This window comes from Thalassospira sp., from assembly GCF_002709775.1.
In the GTDB taxonomy this organism is placed as follows: Bacteria; Pseudomonadota; Alphaproteobacteria; order Rhodospirillales; family Thalassospiraceae; genus Thalassospira.
In genome coordinates this window covers 59,236-75,872 of sequence record NZ_PAQR01000011.1, presented here as the reverse complement: position 1 = coordinate 75,872, position 16,637 = coordinate 59,236, and the positions used below count along the sequence as shown (strand labels likewise).

Here is a 16,637-nt window from a genome sequence, read left to right as displayed (position 1 = left end):
ACACGTCTGCAGAACAGCGAAACCAGCAATCTGCAATTTTAGGTTATGGCTAATTGGTTGAAGATAATGGTAACTTATGATTGAGCAACAAACAATATCAGCATCTCAAGGTGACCATCGCGGTGAGGGTGACTTTACTGACAAACCTTGTGCCACCCTACCGATTTGCCGCCTATGACGCGCTTCATCACCGCGCCATTTCGGCAGGTGGTGGCTTGCGTGTTTTATGTACTCAGCACCGCGAACCTCAACGAAATTGGGCAACGCCCAAGGCGAACTTCGAACAGGTAACCTTACCCGGCGTGCAAATCCCGCTGGGAGAAAACCGGACCTTCACCCTACCATTTGGTGTCACGCGCCCCCTTGCCGACCAACCGACCGATGCGCTGGTTTTGGCAGGCTTCGGCATCGCGCAATGGCAGGCGCAGAACTGGGCTTGGAAACGCGGCATTCCAACTGTTCTGCAATTTGATGGCTGGTCAGGCTCTGACGCCGCCTACGCAAATCCGGTTCGCCGTAGATTGCGCCAAATGATGATTTCGCGTGCTGATGGGTTTATCGCCGCCGGCACGCGTGGAGCGACGTGGTTTGAAAGCCACGGGATCGCCCGCGAGAACATTTCGATTGCCCCCATTCCACCGTCATTTTCGGTGCCTGAGGCCAGCACCAACAGGATGCAATATGATCTCCTCTGGTGCGGTCGCACGACACGTTCAAAGGGCTTTGATGTCTTTATCCAGGTCGCCGAAGCATTATCCAAAGCAGGCATCGTCGCTCGGGTTGCCATTGTCGGCAGCACGAATATCGCAGAAACAATCGCGACTTTAAGAGCATCGGGTATCAATGATCAGGCAGACGTTTTCGGACAACTTCCGCCAGATCAACTCCCGGCCATCCTGACCAACAGCAAGATCGCCCTTTTCCCCAGCCGTAATGATGCCTATGGCGTTGGCGTGATTGATGCGATCTCATGCGGCACTGTCGCACTGGCAAGTCCGATGACGGGATGTGCACCCGATATTTTGTGCAGGCCGGAAATCCTGCCCACTGATGTCCCCAACGACTGGATCAAGGCCTGCGAACAGCTTCTAGGCACCCCCGCCCTGCTCGAAACCACGCGCCAAAATCAAGCAAAAGCGATCATTAACAACGACCCCGTCCATCACGGCGAGACGATCTGGAATGCCATCAATCAGGCAGCACACCGCAAATCGGAAACACGGCAATGGGGATAATCACGCAACTCCCCAAATCAACTTCAGTACCGTCGATCTGGCTGATCAGCCGCGTCGATCAGGCCAGCATTCTCGCCCAACATCTGGCAGCCCAGAAAAGACTGGTTCGGTGGGACAGTTTCTGGCGCCACGATGGTACGGGCCTTGTTCAACCCCAATCCCGCAACGTCGATACTGCACTCTGTGACATTCCCGGTCGCCATCTGCTGCCCGATCTGCTTGGACAAGCGGCCCAAAGGCTTCGCCTGCCAGCCCGAAACCTATATTCCGACATTCCCCTGTCATTGCTCGCGGCCTGGAACCCGCCTAAGGCCAGCATCTTGCACGGTCAAGGCAATTACAGCCTGCCTGCCATGCGCCGGGCAAAAGCCCGCAATATAATCACCATCTCGGATGTAACCGGCCAGTTGGCTGAAACCCGTCATGCACAAGTCGCCGACGAGTATGCCGCCCACGGCAAACGATATCGGGAAATTTCAGATTTCCTTGCCGGCCGGCGCACGGCAGAGGCGCAGTATGCCGACGCTGTCTTTGCCCCGTCGGAAGCTGTCGCGAATGGCTTGGAACGGGCTGGCATTGCGCAAGACAAGATATACCTGATCCCCTTCATGTCGCGGCATTGTCAAACGCTACTTGCACGGCAACGCCCGGCACGTGACGACGCCACCATTCGCCTGCTTTATGTCGGCAACCTGTCCCTCGCCAAGGGCACCGCCCATCTTCTAGCCGCATGGAAAACCATTCGTCGTCAGTTCCGGTTGCGCGTCGAGCTGGTCCTGATTGGCGCGGCACAGCCGTGCGCCAGAGGATTGCTTTCCAACCTGCCCGATGGTGTTAGATGGCTTGGCCCCTTGCCCCATGATCAGGTTGCAGATCACATGTTGGCCACAAGCATCTTCGTTTTTCCCAGCCTGACGGAAGGGAGCAGCCTTGCCACGATTGAGGCCATGGCAGCCGGTTGCGCCGTCATCACGACATTTGATGCCGGAAGCCCTGTCATCAACCATCAAAGCGGCCTGATCATCCCACCGCGCGATAGCGCAGCACTGGTGACAGCGGTTAGCGCCCTTATCACCCAGCCGGCCATTCGCCACAATCTTGCCCTAACAGCCCGTGATCAAATCGCGTGGGACCTCCTACATGCCTACGGAGCCCGTGTTGATCTGGCTTACGAATCCATTCTGTCGCGCCATGGATAGATGGCTTTCGTTCATAAGGTCCGGGCTTTATCCGCTTTGGCTGATCGCGGCGAACATGATCGCACGGCTCGGCGGCATGCTGATCCTTGTTTTGATCGGACACGCCTATTCAGAAAGCAATCTTGGGAGTTATTTCGGGCTGCTCGCCATGATCGGTCTTGCCGTCACTGCAACACAAGCTGGCAGCGGCCCGCTTTTGGTCCGCTTGGCACAAGACCGCCACTTTCGGACAGCCGCTCTTGTCGTGGCACTTCGCATGCTCATCGCTGCGATCTCAGTACTGCTGATCACCACAACGACCAGCCTGCCAATGGGCCACTACTGGCCGCTGGTCCTTATACCGCTTGCGGCCGCCCTTGCCCCCGACTGGATTATTACTGCCCAAACCCGGTTTTCGCGGCTTGGCGTAATCGCTGTTGCCGGTCAGGTCTTCGGGATTGCCGTCGCGGTCTGGGCTTCACTCACCCAATCACTTTGGGCGCTTTATATGATCGCACCCGCGATCTCTTTGGTAAGCCTAGCACTTTCAACGGCATTTGCATTCGAACCACCACCGACCCGAACCGCTGAAGTCGTCCCAACCGATAAAGGCATCCATTTTGGCCTTGTCGGCTTCACCCTGCTGGCGGGCTTCGTGCCAAACCTCGACTTTGTACTGTTGGGGTTTGGAAACGATGCGATGTTTCTAGCGCAACGGATTTTCCTGTTCTGTGCCGGATTGATTGCGGCCATTGCCTCAACCCTGTTTGCCAAACAACAAACTGGCAAATTGCGCGATATCTGGCTTCTGGCACCAATGGCAATCATTTCCGGTCTGCTTTTCCTCTTCCCCACCAGCGTGGCCCACCTCGTCTATAACGCCCCATCAGATGATCTGATCGGTATCCTTCAGGCGGGCGCAATCTGGCCGATATTGCTTGCAGTTCTGACCCGCCAAATCCTGATCCTTCAGGAAAATCCCGCTGCCCGATGGATTGGCTGGCTGTGCCTCGTCACAATGGCAACTTCTGCATTCGGCTTACCAAGCCTAGCTGCCACAACCGACATCATGGTGCTAATCGTGTTTCGGATGGCGTGTTTGGTTCTGATCCTGTTTGCCTGCCAGAAAGCCCTGATAAAGCAGCAGGTCTTGGCATGAAGAAACTGACAACTTTGATCTCCGACAACAAACTGATCAGCGGCCAATATGGCGACATTCATTTTGAACCTTGGGGATTGGAATGCTCCGACCGGCACTCGTTTGTCACAATTACCGACCAACCCCGAAATGCCATTCACCGAGATGATATCTGGCACTTATCGGATGGCCGGTTGCAGATTACGTACGAAACGGAACAAACATCGCCGAACACAATCCAACTTCGTCTCTCAGTTCAGGCGCTCGATGATATTCTCCTGCAAGATGCCGTAATCCGGCTGGTGTTTGACAAAAGCGCCATCAAATACGGGATCATTTCGGACAGGACGTTTACCCACTGCAACAGCGACAAATACCGGCTTTATCCCACCAAACAGGTACAGCTCGTTGGACAGGATGGCGGGACCATCACCGTGCGCCTTGAGGATGCCGACGGTGCTGGCCGTTTTGATCCATACATGTATCTGCGTGACCGCGACGATCACTGGATCATTCATGCTCGCCTGTTGCCCCGCGATCCGGTTGATCAGGTCTGGCTGCGCTGGGCAAATCGCTTTTTCACTCTCTCCGTGCCGAACGGGGTTTCTCGGCTTTTGTGGCGCATTTCACCAATCAAAAAGCTGCTGTGGCGCTTGCGCGAACGTGCGGGACGGCGTTGTCCAGAGATTCAGGCAGTGCCGCTCAACCACCTCAAGGCGGGGCAATCTCTTGGTCTGGAGGTGACATGTCACTTCGACTGACAGACAATGATATCCGCCAACGTTGCCAAACCCTCGCCCACCAGATCGCAGACGATCTTGCGAAACGTCAACGCGAAAACGGCCAGTTCGAGCAACCGGATTTCTACGCCAAGGCCTTTGGCGTCAATCTCTGGAGCCGGATCGATCCGAACCGATTTGCCCGGAACATCGAACGCGCACTGGTATCGCTGAAATCTGACCCGAAGGATAAAACCTACCACCGCGAATTCATCGAGTATGCGCTGCTTCATACACCGGGCCTCAAAACCGAAATCACTCGCGAAATCCTGCGCGGCACCAAACAGCAATGCCCGGACGTTGCTAACTGGCAGATGCTTGGTCTGATCAATCGCCAAAAACGGCAAACCGGATTTGTGTCGAAGCTCATCAACCGCGCCCACCTAGCCTTAATCCTGCTGCGCTATTGGCGCGCCCAAGTTTTCCTTGATCGGCCAAAGTGTTTTTCCCCGCAATACCATGCCTTTTGCACAGCCCTTCTATCCGATAGCGAAAATCCGCGACATCGACGCATTGCCGATCACGCGACCGCGACACTTGCACACCTTACTGGCACGCATGGCTATGCAAACCTGCTCGGACGTGGTGCGGGGCAGAGTTTCGGGGCAGCCTGTGCGCTTTATATGTTGTTAAAAAACGGATATCTCGACGCAGCCGACGCAATCCTCCACCGCATGGAAGATGCCTGCCGCGAGGCAGACCAACTACCGCTGAACCTGCTGGCTCCGGCACTACTTCCGGAACACCCTGGCCCAGATAACCCGGACACACCAGGATGGTACAGCTATAACCGCCATGACGATTACCTTGCCTTTGCGGGTTATTGGCTGCTCAAAGCCGCACAAGTTCCTGCCGGGGACAATCGCCAACATCCTGAGCTAGCAATCAGGAGGTCATCAATTGTCGCGCAGTTTTCATGTCCCAACTATCATGCGCAAATGACGCTTTGTGGCAAACAGGGTTTCGACGTTTCCGGCGCACCGGTGATTGTTTCCGTCCAAGGAAAATCAGCCCGCATCCTGTTACCGCCAACCGGCGGCGAACAGGATGTGCCAAGCCTTTACAACAATGCCTCAACCCCACTTCCCGCCATGGGAGAAAGCAGCTTTTCCCGCTTTCTGCTTGGCCGCCGCATCCAAGTCAACCGGGTTGAAGTGACGTTCGATCTTACGGGTATCATCGGCCACAGGCAGATCGAGTTTCAAGACAAGCGCGTCATCATCACGGACCACTTCCCCGATTACGAACCGGGTCAGGTAGATCTATTCCGAATTCTGATTGATGGCACAATAGAGCTCGAACAAACCAGTCCGGACACAGCTATCTGCCCGCAACTCGGGATCAAAATCACCGCAGACACGCCACTTCAAATCACCTCAAAGGCGGCATTTAGCGCAGTCGGGATCGCAACGCGGATTAGCGCGAAAACAAAGCACGGGACCAGCGCCACCCTGACCATTTCATGGGGAGAGATCTATGCGTGATCCGATAACCGTCATCACAACCGTGCGGGACGGCGAGGCTTTTCTGGATCGCTATTTCGACAATCTGTGCCAGATCCTCGGGCCCCAGGATTATGCCGTCATTGTCGATGATGGCTCGACTACCCCCCTCGCCGCACCAAAGAACTGGCAAAATGATCCACACCTGACGCTCCTTCATTCCGGCAAGATTGGTCGCGGTGCTGCACTTAACCTCGCCATTGAAAACAGCCCGACAGATTTGATTGCGATTCAGGATATTGACGACATCTCCATGCCGAGCCGACTGGACCGGCAAGTCGAAATCCTCACCCGCAATCCCAATCAACTTGTCTTCGCACGGGCCGTATCCGATCCCTGCCGACCAACCTTCGGTGAGGCACAGCAGTTTACGCCATCGCGTCTTTATGCTGGCAATCCGCTACATCACTCGTCCCTTGCCATGCACCGATCTGTCTGGGCCCGCGCCGGGGGCTATACGACTGATCTTTCCTGCTGCATTGATCTTGATTTCTATCTGCGTGCCTGTTGCCTTGCAAAGACCACCATGCAACGGATGAATACGCGACTGATCGAACGCAACTTTCGACCGGACACCCGCCACTTCGCAAGGATACCAGACGAACTTTATCGCCAAACTCGTGCAGCCGTTCTCGCGCGTTATCGCGCTCACCTTCCGCCATCAATATGGATGACTGTTGCCAAGTTCCGCAATTTTGAGATGTTTGTCGGAAGGGATGTACGATGACTGACGGCCCGAAAATCATCGCCATGGTTCAATTACCACCACTCATGCATGGGGCGGCCAAAATGAACCAGTTCGCCATTGAGGCCTTGGCGAAAGACTTCGATCTGCATGTCATTGAAATGTGCTTTGCCCGGACACTGTCAGATTTAAACCGGTTTTCCCTTCGCAAGGTCGGTCTGGCCCTTTGGCTACTGATGCGATTGATCTGGGCGTTACCGCGGGTGAACGCCCTTTATATCAGCTTTGCCCCAACTGGTTTCGCCTATTACCGCGATTGCCTGTATGTGCTTGTGGCACGGATGTTTCGTGTCCCGGCAGCCCTGCACCTGCACGGCCGTGGTTTGCCAAGCATGCGGCGATCAAAATGGGCGGAGCTTTTTCAACAACTGGTTTTCAAAGATCAGACCGTCATCCTGCTCGGTGAAAGTTTGCGTTCTGAAATTGCTGGCCTGAACTGCAAGTCCACCATCATCCGCAATTGCCTGAGCGACGAAGCCTTTCACACGCCGCCAACCAAACCTTGGACACCGTATGCTCCGGTCAGGCTTTTGTGGCTGTCCAATCTGTTTCATGCCAAGGGCATCGAAACCCTGCTTACCGCCTGTGCTATTCTCCGCGCACGAGATATCGGCTTCACCTTGACCATTGCCGGGGCCGCTGGCGACATCAGCGACGCGGATCTGGATGTAATGCTCGGGCGCTATCAGTTGAAGACGGCAACAACCTGTTTGGGGTCTGTGTCGGAAAGCCAGAAACGTTCGGCGTTCGAAAACTCAGACCTCTTCATCTTTCCCAGCCACTACGCCAACGAGGCTCAACCGCTTGTCGTGCTCGAAACCATGGCTGCCAATGTCCCGGTCATTACGAGCAATATCGCAACCCTGCCGGAATTCGTTCGTGATGGCGAAACAGGGCAGCTTTGTTCGCCTAAAGACCCAGAAGGGCTTGCAAATGCGATCATCGAGGCTATCAATTCACCCGCCGAGACCACGAAAATGTGCGATGCGGCCTATCGAATGTGTCAGGAGGATTTCAGCAATGCGCGGTTTGCCAATAGACTTACAGGACTGTTTCACAGCATTCTCGAACAGGATTAACATTTCGATCAGGCTGCATTTACGGGATACGCCAGATGGACCGCGACGCCTTTAACGCCTTTTGCAAGTCACTGCCGCGAACAACCCACGTTGTGCAGTGGGGTGGCGCGGACGTCTGGAAGGTCGGCGGCAAGGTGTTTGCGATTGGCGGCTGGACCACAAATGAGACACTTGGCATCACATTCAAGACATCCGAAATCGGCTATGAAGTCCTGAAAGAAATGCCGGGTCTTCGGCCTGCCCCTTACCTCGCGTCACGCGGCATGAAGTGGATCCAGCAATATGATGCGCCGGGGCTCAGTGACGCGAACCTCATGGACCATTTAAAAAGCTCGCACCGCATTGTCGCAAAGGGTTTGACGAAGAAACTGCAGCGCGAGCTCAATCTTTATCAAGACGAATAGATCGGTTGTCTTAGAGACGCCAGAGATCGATACCGGTCGGCACCGCATCACGCGGCAGAACCGCACGGACATCGGCAACGAAGCCCTTGCCATCCTTAAGCAGACTGCTGATCAGCGGCCAGCCCTTGGCAACATATTCCTTGTGCGAGACGGCCAGAACCAGCGCATCTGCCGGCTGCAGGCAGCTGTCCGAGCAAAGCTTCAGTCCCTCAAACTCATGCGCGACTTCTTCCTTATCAGCATGTACATCATGGACCTGAACATTTACACCGGCTTCTTCAAGTGAACGGACAATGTCGATCACGCGCGTATTACGGATGTCAGGCACGTCTTCTTTGAATGTCAGTCCAAGCACCGTAACTGTCGGGTTTTTCGTCGCCCCTTCTCGCAGCAGCGCACGGATCACCTTGTTGGCAACCACATCGCCCATGCCGTCATTCACCCGACGACCGGCCAGAACCACCTGCGGGTAATAGCCAAGTTCTTCGGATTTATGCGTCAGGTAATAGGGGTCCACACCGATGCAGTGCCCGCCAACCAGACCCGGCGTGAATTTCAGGAAGTTCCACTTCGTACCCGCCGCCTCAAGCACGTCGCGGGTATCTATGCCCGCGCGATCAAAGATCAGCGACAGCTCGTTCATCAGCGCAATGTTCAAATCACGCTGGGTGTTTTCAATGACCTTGGCTGCCTCGGCCGCCTTGATGGTCGGCGCTTTGTGAATACCAGCTGTGACAACGCTACCATAGACGTCGGCGACGATATCAAGCGTCGCCTGATCCTGACCGGACACAACCTTCGTGATGGTGGTAAAGCGGTGCTCCCGATCACCCGGGTTGATACGTTCCGGCGAATAGCCGACCGTGAAATCCGTTCCGGCCTTCAGGCCAGACAGTTCCTCGAGGATCGGAACACATTCTTCTTCGGTCGCGCCGGGATAAACCGTGCTTTCATAAACAACGATATCGCCCTTCTTCAGGATGGCGCCAACGGTTTTCGAAGCAGAACGCAAAGGAGACAGATCGGGACGGTTCGAGCTGTCAATCGGGGTCGGAACGGTCACGATATGGAAATCGGCCTGGGCCAGATCCTTGGGGTCAGCGCTGAGCAAAAGGTCGGCGGCGGCCAGTTCGTGGTCATCGACCTCGCCAGTCGCGTCATGTCCAGCCTTGAGTTGGGCAATGCGCGCCTGATTGATATCAAAGGCAACAGTGCGGCCGATCGAAGTGCCAAACGCCACCGCAACCGGCAGACCGACATACCCCAAACCAATAACTGAAATCTTGCGCCCGTGAGCCATCGATAAAACCTTGCAAATACCTTGGTTGCCGATTTGTAGCCAGCCGCTACTGCCCCGTCAATTGCTTAGGTCACGGAGAAGCGGGTTCACTACACTTTTTTCAGGGGAGCCAGCGCGCTCTGTCCAAAGCAACACAAAACACCACCCTTGTATCGCCATCCATAACATGGTCTAGTTTTGCCTCCCGCCCCGCAACACGCGACTTCTTTGATATGCGCCTATTTTCGCTGGCCCTTGCCTGCATTTTTCTCTTCAACAGTCATGTTCTGGCCGCGCAATCAACGTCACCGATGCGGGTGGTGTTTCCCTATATCCCGCTGATGGCTGAAACATATGACCATGGCATTTTTATCGAGATGTTTGATGAAATTGCCACGCGGTCCGGCAAGGACGTGACGATCGATATTCTGCCGGTAAAGCGCGCCATGCAGGATTTCAAAAATGGCGAATATGATGCTTTGGGCGCCTATCCGTCGCTTGCGGAGATCCCGGTGTCGCTGGCCTCTGTGCCGTTTTACCGCCGGGAAAACCTGATTTTTTATCGCACGAAAGTCTTTGGACCGGGCAACGTCGACAAGCTGTCTGATCTTGACGGCACACGTGTCGGCCTGTCGGCGTATCAGTACCCGGCCTATATCCTTGATCGCAAGGAACTCAGCCTTGAACGTGTGCCAAGCGACACGTTCCTGCTGCGCATGATTGCCAATGATCGGCTGGATGCCGCGATCATCGAACGCTTTTCCGGCCACTATGTCAGAAACACGCTTGGGCTGGAAAATGCGATCTCGGTCACCGACGATCCGGTCACGACCGAAAATGTTCTGACCCTGTTCAAGGCGGACCTTGATGGTATTGAAAACCGCAAAGCCTTTAACAAGGCCATATACGAGATGCTGTGCGATGGTACTTTGGGCAAGCTTTATGGCCGCGAGAGCCTGCTGCCCGATCAGATGATCATTGAGCGCGAATTGCCAACATACGCGATCATCGAGGATTGCAACCCCACCGCCGCCTTCTCAGACGACTAACCCAAAAACAAAAAGGGCACGCTGCCCAAGCAACATGCCCTTCACGTAGATCTTTTGTCGCCGGGGCTTAGCCCTTCACAACGATATTGACCAGCTTCGGCGTCGGCTTGGCGACATAGATCACCTTGACGATTTCCTTGCCTTCAATATGCCGGGCAACGTTTTCGTCGGCCTTGGCAAGCGCCTCGACCGTTGCCTGATCGGCATCGGCGGCCACCATGACAGAGCCACGCTTCTTGCCATTGACCTGAACCGGCACTTCAAACTCGTCATCCTTGGCCTTTTCGGCATCGAATACCGGCCAGTCGAACTTGATCACCGATTTCTTGGCACCGAACTCGTCAGACGCCATCCGGCTCATCAGCTCCTCACCCAGATGCGGGGCAAACGGAGCGACCATAAGTGCAAGTGCCTTGGCATGATCATCATGCACGGCATTCTGCTTGGTCAGTGCATTGGTGAGCTCGATCAAGGCCGCAATCGCGGTATTAAGGCGCAGATCGGCAATATCGCCGGTCACCTTGGCAATCGTCTTGTGCAGAAGCGTTTCGATCTTGCCATCAACGTGATCGGTCCGCTCCATCTGGGTCGTGACCTTCCAGACGTTGGACAGGAACCGCATCATGCCGACAATCGCATCCGACTGCCATGGTTTGGAGCTATCAAGCGGCCCCATATACATCTCATAGGTCCGGAACGTATCGATGGTGTACTGATCACAGATTTCCTCGGGCGGGATACCGTTTTTATAACGCTTGCCCATCTTGCCCGGAACGGTAATCAGCTGCTCATCAGTCTTGGCGTTGAACGGTACTTTTTTGCCATCTACATCGCGCATTTCGACATCATGGATATCGACATAAACACCACGCGCATCGGTATAGGCATCGGCCGTAATCATGCCCTGGTTAAACAGCTTCTGGAACGGCTCCGGCGTTGCGACATAGCCCAGATCAAACAGGACCTTGTGCCAGAAGCGCGAATACAGCAGGTGAAGCACCGCGTGCTCCGCCCCGCCGACATAAAGGTCAACCGCACCCGGAAGCGCATTGCCGTCCTTATCGGTGCTGTTCGCCCAATAGGCCGCCGCATCGTCTGATGCAAATTTTGCATCATTCTTGGCATCGAAATAGCGCAGGTAATACCAGCACGACCCCGCCCAGTTCGGCATGGAGTTGGCATCGCGTTTGAACGCGCGCACTTCATATTCCGCACCCTCATGGGTGTGCTTGGTGCCAACCGCCGCATCCACCGGCAGAACCGAACCATCGGAAAGGACAATACCCGTCACTTCCATCCAGTCCTTGGCACGCGCCAATGGGGGCTCCGGCTCGGAATTCGGGTCTTCATTCGATTTCGGTTTGAAGTCAGTCATTTCCGGCAGAACGACCGGCAAGGCCGCCTCGGCAATGCCGTGCACCTGATCGGTTTCCTTATCGAACAGAACCGGGAACGGCTCGCCCCAATAACGCTGACGCGAGAACAGCCAGTCACGCAGTTTGTACTGCACGCGACCGCGGCCAATACCCTTGCCTTCCATCCATTCGATGATCTTGGCTTTGGCATCCGGGGTCGAAAGACCGTTGATCGAAACTTCGTCATTGGCGGAATTGATCGTCTCGCCAGCTTCGGTCTGGGCGAGCTTGAACGCGCCCGGCTCCGCCTCATAGCGCGCAAGAAGGGTCGCTGCATCGGCATCGGCCGCATCCGTCGGAGCATTTTCCTTAAGCCACGCGTCTGACGGCTTGGTGGTTGCCTTGATCGGCAGATCGAACTTGTGGGCGAATTCAAAGTCACGCTGATCGCCGGCCGGAACCGCCATGATCGCACCCGTGCCATAGCCCATCAGGACATAGTCGGCAATCCAGACCGGGATTTCTTCACCAGTGACCGGGTTGGTCGCATGCGCGCCAATAAATACGCCGGTCTTTTCACGTACGGCATCATCCTTGGCCGAGACGGCCTTAAGCTCGGACGCCTGCGCGCGATAGGCCGCAACATCGGATTTCTTGTCGGCTGCACACAGCTTATCAACCAGCGGATGCTCAGGGGCCAGAACCATATAGGTCGCGCCAAAGATCGTGTCCGGGCGGGTGGTATAAACCGCGATCTTTTCATCCGCACCATCCACGGTCTTGACCGGGAAGTTCACCCGCGCCCCGACAGAACGACCAATCCAGCCCTTCTGCATCTCGACCACGCCATTGGGCCAATCAAGGCCTTCAAGGTCGGCCACCAGACGATCGGCATAATCGGTAATGCGCAACATCCACTGTTTCAGCGGACGTTTATAGACCGGGTAATCACCACGTTCGGACTTGCCTTCGTTGGTGACTTCCTCGTTCGACAGAACCGTGCCCAGCATCGGGCACCAGTTGACCGGAACCTCATCGACATAGGCCAGACGCCCGCGATCAATCGCGCGGTCAATTTCCTTGCCTTCGGCCTTGATGCCTTCGCCAATCACCGATTTCGGCTGCGGCACGCCGTCTTCATCAAGAAGCCATTCACCACTTTCAAGCAACGGGCGCAGCTCGGCAATCGGGCGCGCCCGGCCAGCAATCACCTGCCCCTGCGGGCCTTTCCATTCGACAGTCGGGTCATAGAAGCTGTTAAACAGCTGCAGGAATATCCACTGCGTCCATTTGTAATAGTCGATATCGGTTGTGGCAAAACGACGATGCGGGTCATGGCCAAGACCGATGACCTGAAGCTGACGCAGCATGTTTTCGATATTGGCTTCGGTCGTGATGCGCGGATGCTGACCGGTCTGGATGGCAAACTGTTCTGCCGGCAGGCCAAAGGCATCAAAGCCCATGGAATGCAGAACGTTATGGCCGCGCATACGCTCGAAGCGGGCCTTTACATCCGTCGCGATATAGCCCAGCGGATGACCTATATGCAGGCCAACCCCGCTTGGATAGGGGAACATGTCCAGGATGACGCTTTTCTTCTTGGTCGCGTCGAAATCGGCATCGCCGGGATTTGGCGTACGATAGGTATCGTTTTCACGCCAATATGCCTGCCAGCGCTTTTCAAATTCCCGCGCACTTTCCTGATAGTTCGCCACGCTCAATCAACTCCTGCCTGTCAAACCCGATCGTCGGCTTTTGGTGCTGCCATTCGGCGCGCCAGCCAACCCGGATCGGGGTCAAAAAAATTCTTAGGCTGTGTTCATAAGCGCGCTTTGATCACTGTGCAACATCAGATAACGAGATTTCTGGCGAAAACCGGTCGATTTCAGCAAACTTTCGCCCCCAATCGCCAACATCCCGATCCAAAGCCCAAAGCGCATGGCCGCCCTGCCCGCACATCAACCCGGACTTGCACATCAGGACTGGATTTTTACGCCTTTCCATGCCATATTGAAGTTTGAATTCTGCCAAGCAAGCAACCGTACGAGAAATCGAGGCGTGGAATTGCTTGGAAAAGTGCTGGTTGTCAGCACAGCTCTCAAAGCTCTCCGTCCAGGGAGGACGAATATGGATATCACCATTGGTGGTCTGTCATCCCAACAATCCGGCGCATCTGCGCGCTCGGCACAATCCTATTTGCCGGGCCAGAGCGATTCTGAAAAAACCGGCAATAACGGCACATCCGCCTTTGCGGCTGCGACGTCTGTTTCGCTGTCTTCGGAATCAGCCACCCGCCTGTCGGCCGACAATATCGTTGCCGCAATCAACGAAAGCCTGCAATCGACCGGCCTTTCAATCCAGGGTGTCAATCCGACCGATTACACCCCCGAGGCGGTTGCTGATCGCATCCTTGCACGTGTTGGCGATCTGATCGCCTCAAACGCCAGCACCGAGGCCGAAGCCCGCGAGATCTTCGATCAGGCAAGCGAAGGCATTCAGGCTGGTCTTGAAGACGCCCGCGCCGTGCTTGACGGGCTGGGTGCGCTCAACGACGAAATCAATGGCAACATCTCGGAAACCGAGGAACGCCTGAATGAAGGCCTGCAAAGCATTGAGCAGCGCCTGACCGAGCTGTTTAACAGCAGCGCGTCAGAAGAAGCCGCCGAAGCAGCAACGCCGGAACGCGATGAACAGGTCCTGCAGTCGCAGGTCACCCAGACCGCACAGGCCAGCCAAGCCTACGCCGAAGCTGGCAGCAATGCCCAGCGCAACACCCCGCGCTACGGCACCAACGGCTAACTGCAGCGTCAATACTCATTTTTCGGAAAGGCCAGTCTTTTGGACTGGCCTTTTTCTTTTGACCATTCATTGAGTTTGGCTAGGTCAAACGAGCCCTTGCAAAATTCATCACACTATATATAAATCTAATATACGTTCTCTCATGTAGAGAGGGCCGTAACGTGCAATCAACGCCTTGCTTGTTCAGGTAGGAACTTTGACATGGCTCTGAATATCGATTTTACATGCGCTGCATCTGCGGCCCTGCATTGCCGGTACCCCGTTTTCGGGTCGGCAATGTCGTGCGTCTGTGCACTGTGGCTTGAAACGATAGGCGTGCTTTCCCTGCACGACGTTGCATTGTGCATCAAAAACGCACTTCCCAAACAAACCCTGATCGGGCCGGTCCGGCGTTCCACGCATAGCCATCGGTCATGATCATCTTTCCGGCACCGGGGCCACCTGTTGCACGAAGCCCCGCGTGCCGTAACTGTTTCGTTCCCAAAGGCCTTGTGTCTCCGCGCAAGGCCTTCTTTTTTGCCGGAGTGAGTCGCAAGAAAGCCGGATTTCGGATTTTCGCAAAGCCCCCTCTTTGGGGTAGGAGACTATTTTCTTTATATATTTCAATTATTTATGATTGAGATAACCCTAATATTAGCTATTGCCATTTCAGATTTACCTAATTAACATCTTGCGCAGTTGATCTCATGTAGAGGTCCAAAAATCGCCGCCACCATTTGTTTTGCTTGTTCAGGTAGGAACTGCGACATGGCGTTAAATATTCTATCCAATCACGCGGCCAATCTTGCACATCGCAATNTGGNACGCGCCGAAGAAGCGACNAACAGATCGCTTCTGAAACTGTCATCAGGACAGCGTGTGGTTTCNGCACGNGATGATGCAACNTCNATGGCNATCGGGGTGCGGCTGGATTCAACGGCCTCNNCCATCACNTCGGGAATTGTCAATGTNGGNCACGGCAATTCCATGCTCCAGATTGCAGATGGTGGCATGGCCACCATCGATAACATTCTGGTGCGCATGAAGACCCTGACCGTTCAGGCCGCATCGGAAAACCTGTCCGATACCGAACGCGGCTTTCTCAATAACGAATTCATCGATTTACGCGATGAAATCAACCGCATCGCATCTTCGACCAACTTCAACGGCGTTCAGTTGTTGGGCGATGGCAGCGATGTATCACTGGACTATTCAGACCTTGAGGGTGGTGGTTCTGCCAGCGCCCTTTCGCATGCCAACGGCTTTGCCAATGTCGCCATTTCCAATGACAATTATTGGGCTGGCGATGAAGGCGAAGACGGCCTTTCTGACACCCACTTGCGGTTCGATGTGGTCAAATCCGGCGACCGGATCATGTTAAGTGCCATCGCCGAAATTGATGGCAGCGCGACGGATCGAAGCCAGGTTATCGACATCACCGACTATGCCACGGGCGGCAGCAAGGCGCTTGGTATTGGTGATCAGGTCAAGCTCGACTTCGACACTGTCGGGGTAAAGGTTGATCTGAACTTCAATATAGGCAGCACGATCTCCAATGCCCTGACCCAAGGGTCTGACGGTTCGGGGGCCAATGGGTCGACCAGCGCGCAGATCTTTGGCTCTTCGCCGGTTTTCTCGGTGCTCGAAGATCAGGGCAACAAACTTTCTGATCGGGTTTATCTGCAAGTTGGCAGCGGGGCGACTGCCGCCGATCAGGTGTCGATTTTCATGACTGCTGTTGATGGCTCTGCCCTTGGCAGCGGGAAGAATGGCACGGAAAAAAGCCTTGATGATCTGGGCAGCAAGGCGATTGCCTCGACCATGAAGGCACGTGAGGCTCTTGAAACCGTCACCCGTGCGATTGATGATCTTCAACGGGCCCGAACAAATATTGGCACCAACCAGAACCGACTGGATGTTGCCAGTACCAACCTTGCCGCGACATTGCAGAACGTCGAAGAAGCCAGATCAAGCCTGCTTGATCTCGATGTCGCGGCCGAATTGACCGACTTTGCCTCCAACCAACTTCTGACCAAATCGAGCGTTGCGATCCTCGGACGCATCAGCGAAATGCGTCAGAACCTGTTACGCTTGCTGGAAGGTTGAAGAGCCGCCT

13 protein-coding genes are annotated in these 16,637 nt (G+C 55.1%); 11 read left to right on the top strand and 2 right to left on the bottom strand.

The window, feature by feature from the left end; all coding sequences use genetic code 11:
- Positions 1–80: 80 nt before the first annotated feature.
- Genes CMO10_RS06305 through CMO10_RS06270 form a run of 8 tightly spaced genes read left to right on the top strand, consistent with a single transcriptional unit; the run spans position 81 to position 8,060 of the window.
- Positions 81–1,235: a glycosyltransferase family 4 protein gene (locus CMO10_RS06305; RefSeq protein ID WP_297019784.1), complete on the top strand. Its 1,155-nt coding sequence runs from the start codon at positions 81–83 to the stop codon at positions 1,233–1,235.
- Positions 1,226–2,434 carry a glycosyltransferase family 4 protein gene (locus CMO10_RS06300; RefSeq protein ID WP_297019781.1) on the top strand — a complete coding sequence of 403 codons (1,209 nt, stop codon included), beginning with the start codon at positions 1,226–1,228 and terminating at the stop codon, positions 2,432–2,434. The genes CMO10_RS06305 and CMO10_RS06300 overlap by 10 nt, the downstream gene beginning before the upstream one ends.
- Complete coding sequence (locus tag CMO10_RS06295) at positions 2,394–3,572, top strand: hypothetical protein (RefSeq protein WP_297019778.1); 1,179 nt, start codon at positions 2,394–2,396, stop codon at positions 3,570–3,572. Before CMO10_RS06300 ends, CMO10_RS06295 begins: the two co-directional genes overlap by 41 nt.
- Positions 3,569–4,312: a hypothetical protein gene (locus CMO10_RS06290; RefSeq protein ID WP_297019774.1), complete on the top strand. Its 744-nt coding sequence runs from the start codon at positions 3,569–3,571 to the stop codon at positions 4,310–4,312. Before CMO10_RS06295 ends, CMO10_RS06290 begins: the two co-directional genes overlap by 4 nt.
- Positions 4,228–5,814 (top strand): hypothetical protein, encoded by a 1,587-nt coding sequence (locus CMO10_RS06285; protein WP_297019771.1) that lies wholly within the window; start codon positions 4,228–4,230, stop codon positions 5,812–5,814. The genes CMO10_RS06290 and CMO10_RS06285 overlap by 85 nt, the downstream gene beginning before the upstream one ends.
- Positions 5,807–6,559, top strand: a complete 753-nt coding sequence (locus CMO10_RS06280; RefSeq protein ID WP_297019768.1) for a glycosyltransferase family 2 protein — start codon at positions 5,807–5,809, stop codon at positions 6,557–6,559. The genes CMO10_RS06285 and CMO10_RS06280 overlap by 8 nt, the downstream gene beginning before the upstream one ends.
- A complete protein-coding gene (locus CMO10_RS06275) occupies positions 6,556–7,656 on the top strand; it encodes a glycosyltransferase family 4 protein (protein WP_297019766.1) in 1,101 nt (366 codons plus the stop codon). Before CMO10_RS06280 ends, CMO10_RS06275 begins: the two co-directional genes overlap by 4 nt.
- A 35-nt stretch (positions 7,657–7,691) precedes the next feature.
- The gene (locus CMO10_RS06270) at positions 7,692–8,060 is read left to right on the top strand and encodes an MmcQ/YjbR family DNA-binding protein (RefSeq protein WP_297019763.1); all 369 of its coding nucleotides are present in this window, start codon (positions 7,692–7,694) and stop codon (positions 8,058–8,060) included.
- Between the two features lie 10 nt (positions 8,061–8,070).
- Here the strand turns inward: CMO10_RS06270 and CMO10_RS06265 are convergent, their stop codons facing one another.
- Positions 8,071–9,360: a nucleotide sugar dehydrogenase gene (locus tag CMO10_RS06265; RefSeq protein ID WP_297019760.1), complete on the bottom strand. Its 1,290-nt coding sequence runs from the start codon at positions 9,358–9,360 to the stop codon at positions 8,071–8,073.
- 212 nt (positions 9,361–9,572) lie between these two features.
- On the opposite strand from CMO10_RS06265, the gene CMO10_RS06260 reads away from it, so the two are divergent.
- Positions 9,573–10,388 (top strand): substrate-binding periplasmic protein, encoded by an 816-nt coding sequence (locus tag CMO10_RS06260; protein WP_297019758.1) that lies wholly within the window; start codon positions 9,573–9,575, stop codon positions 10,386–10,388.
- Between the two features lie 67 nt (positions 10,389–10,455).
- Here the strand turns inward: CMO10_RS06260 and CMO10_RS06255 are convergent, their stop codons facing one another.
- A complete protein-coding gene (locus CMO10_RS06255) occupies positions 10,456–13,458 on the bottom strand; it encodes a leucine--tRNA ligase (RefSeq protein WP_297019756.1) in 3,003 nt (1,000 codons plus the stop codon).
- A gap of 412 nt (positions 13,459–13,870) precedes the next feature.
- On the opposite strand from CMO10_RS06255, the gene CMO10_RS06250 reads away from it, so the two are divergent.
- On the top strand, positions 13,871–14,542 hold the full coding sequence (locus tag CMO10_RS06250) for a DUF5610 domain-containing protein (protein ID WP_297019753.1): 672 nt from the start codon (positions 13,871–13,873) through the stop codon (positions 14,540–14,542).
- A 747-nt stretch (positions 14,543–15,289) separates the two neighbouring features.
- Positions 15,290–16,627, top strand: a complete 1,338-nt coding sequence (locus CMO10_RS06245; RefSeq protein ID WP_297019751.1) for a flagellin — start codon at positions 15,290–15,292, stop codon at positions 16,625–16,627.
- Positions 16,628–16,637 lie beyond the last annotated feature (10 nt).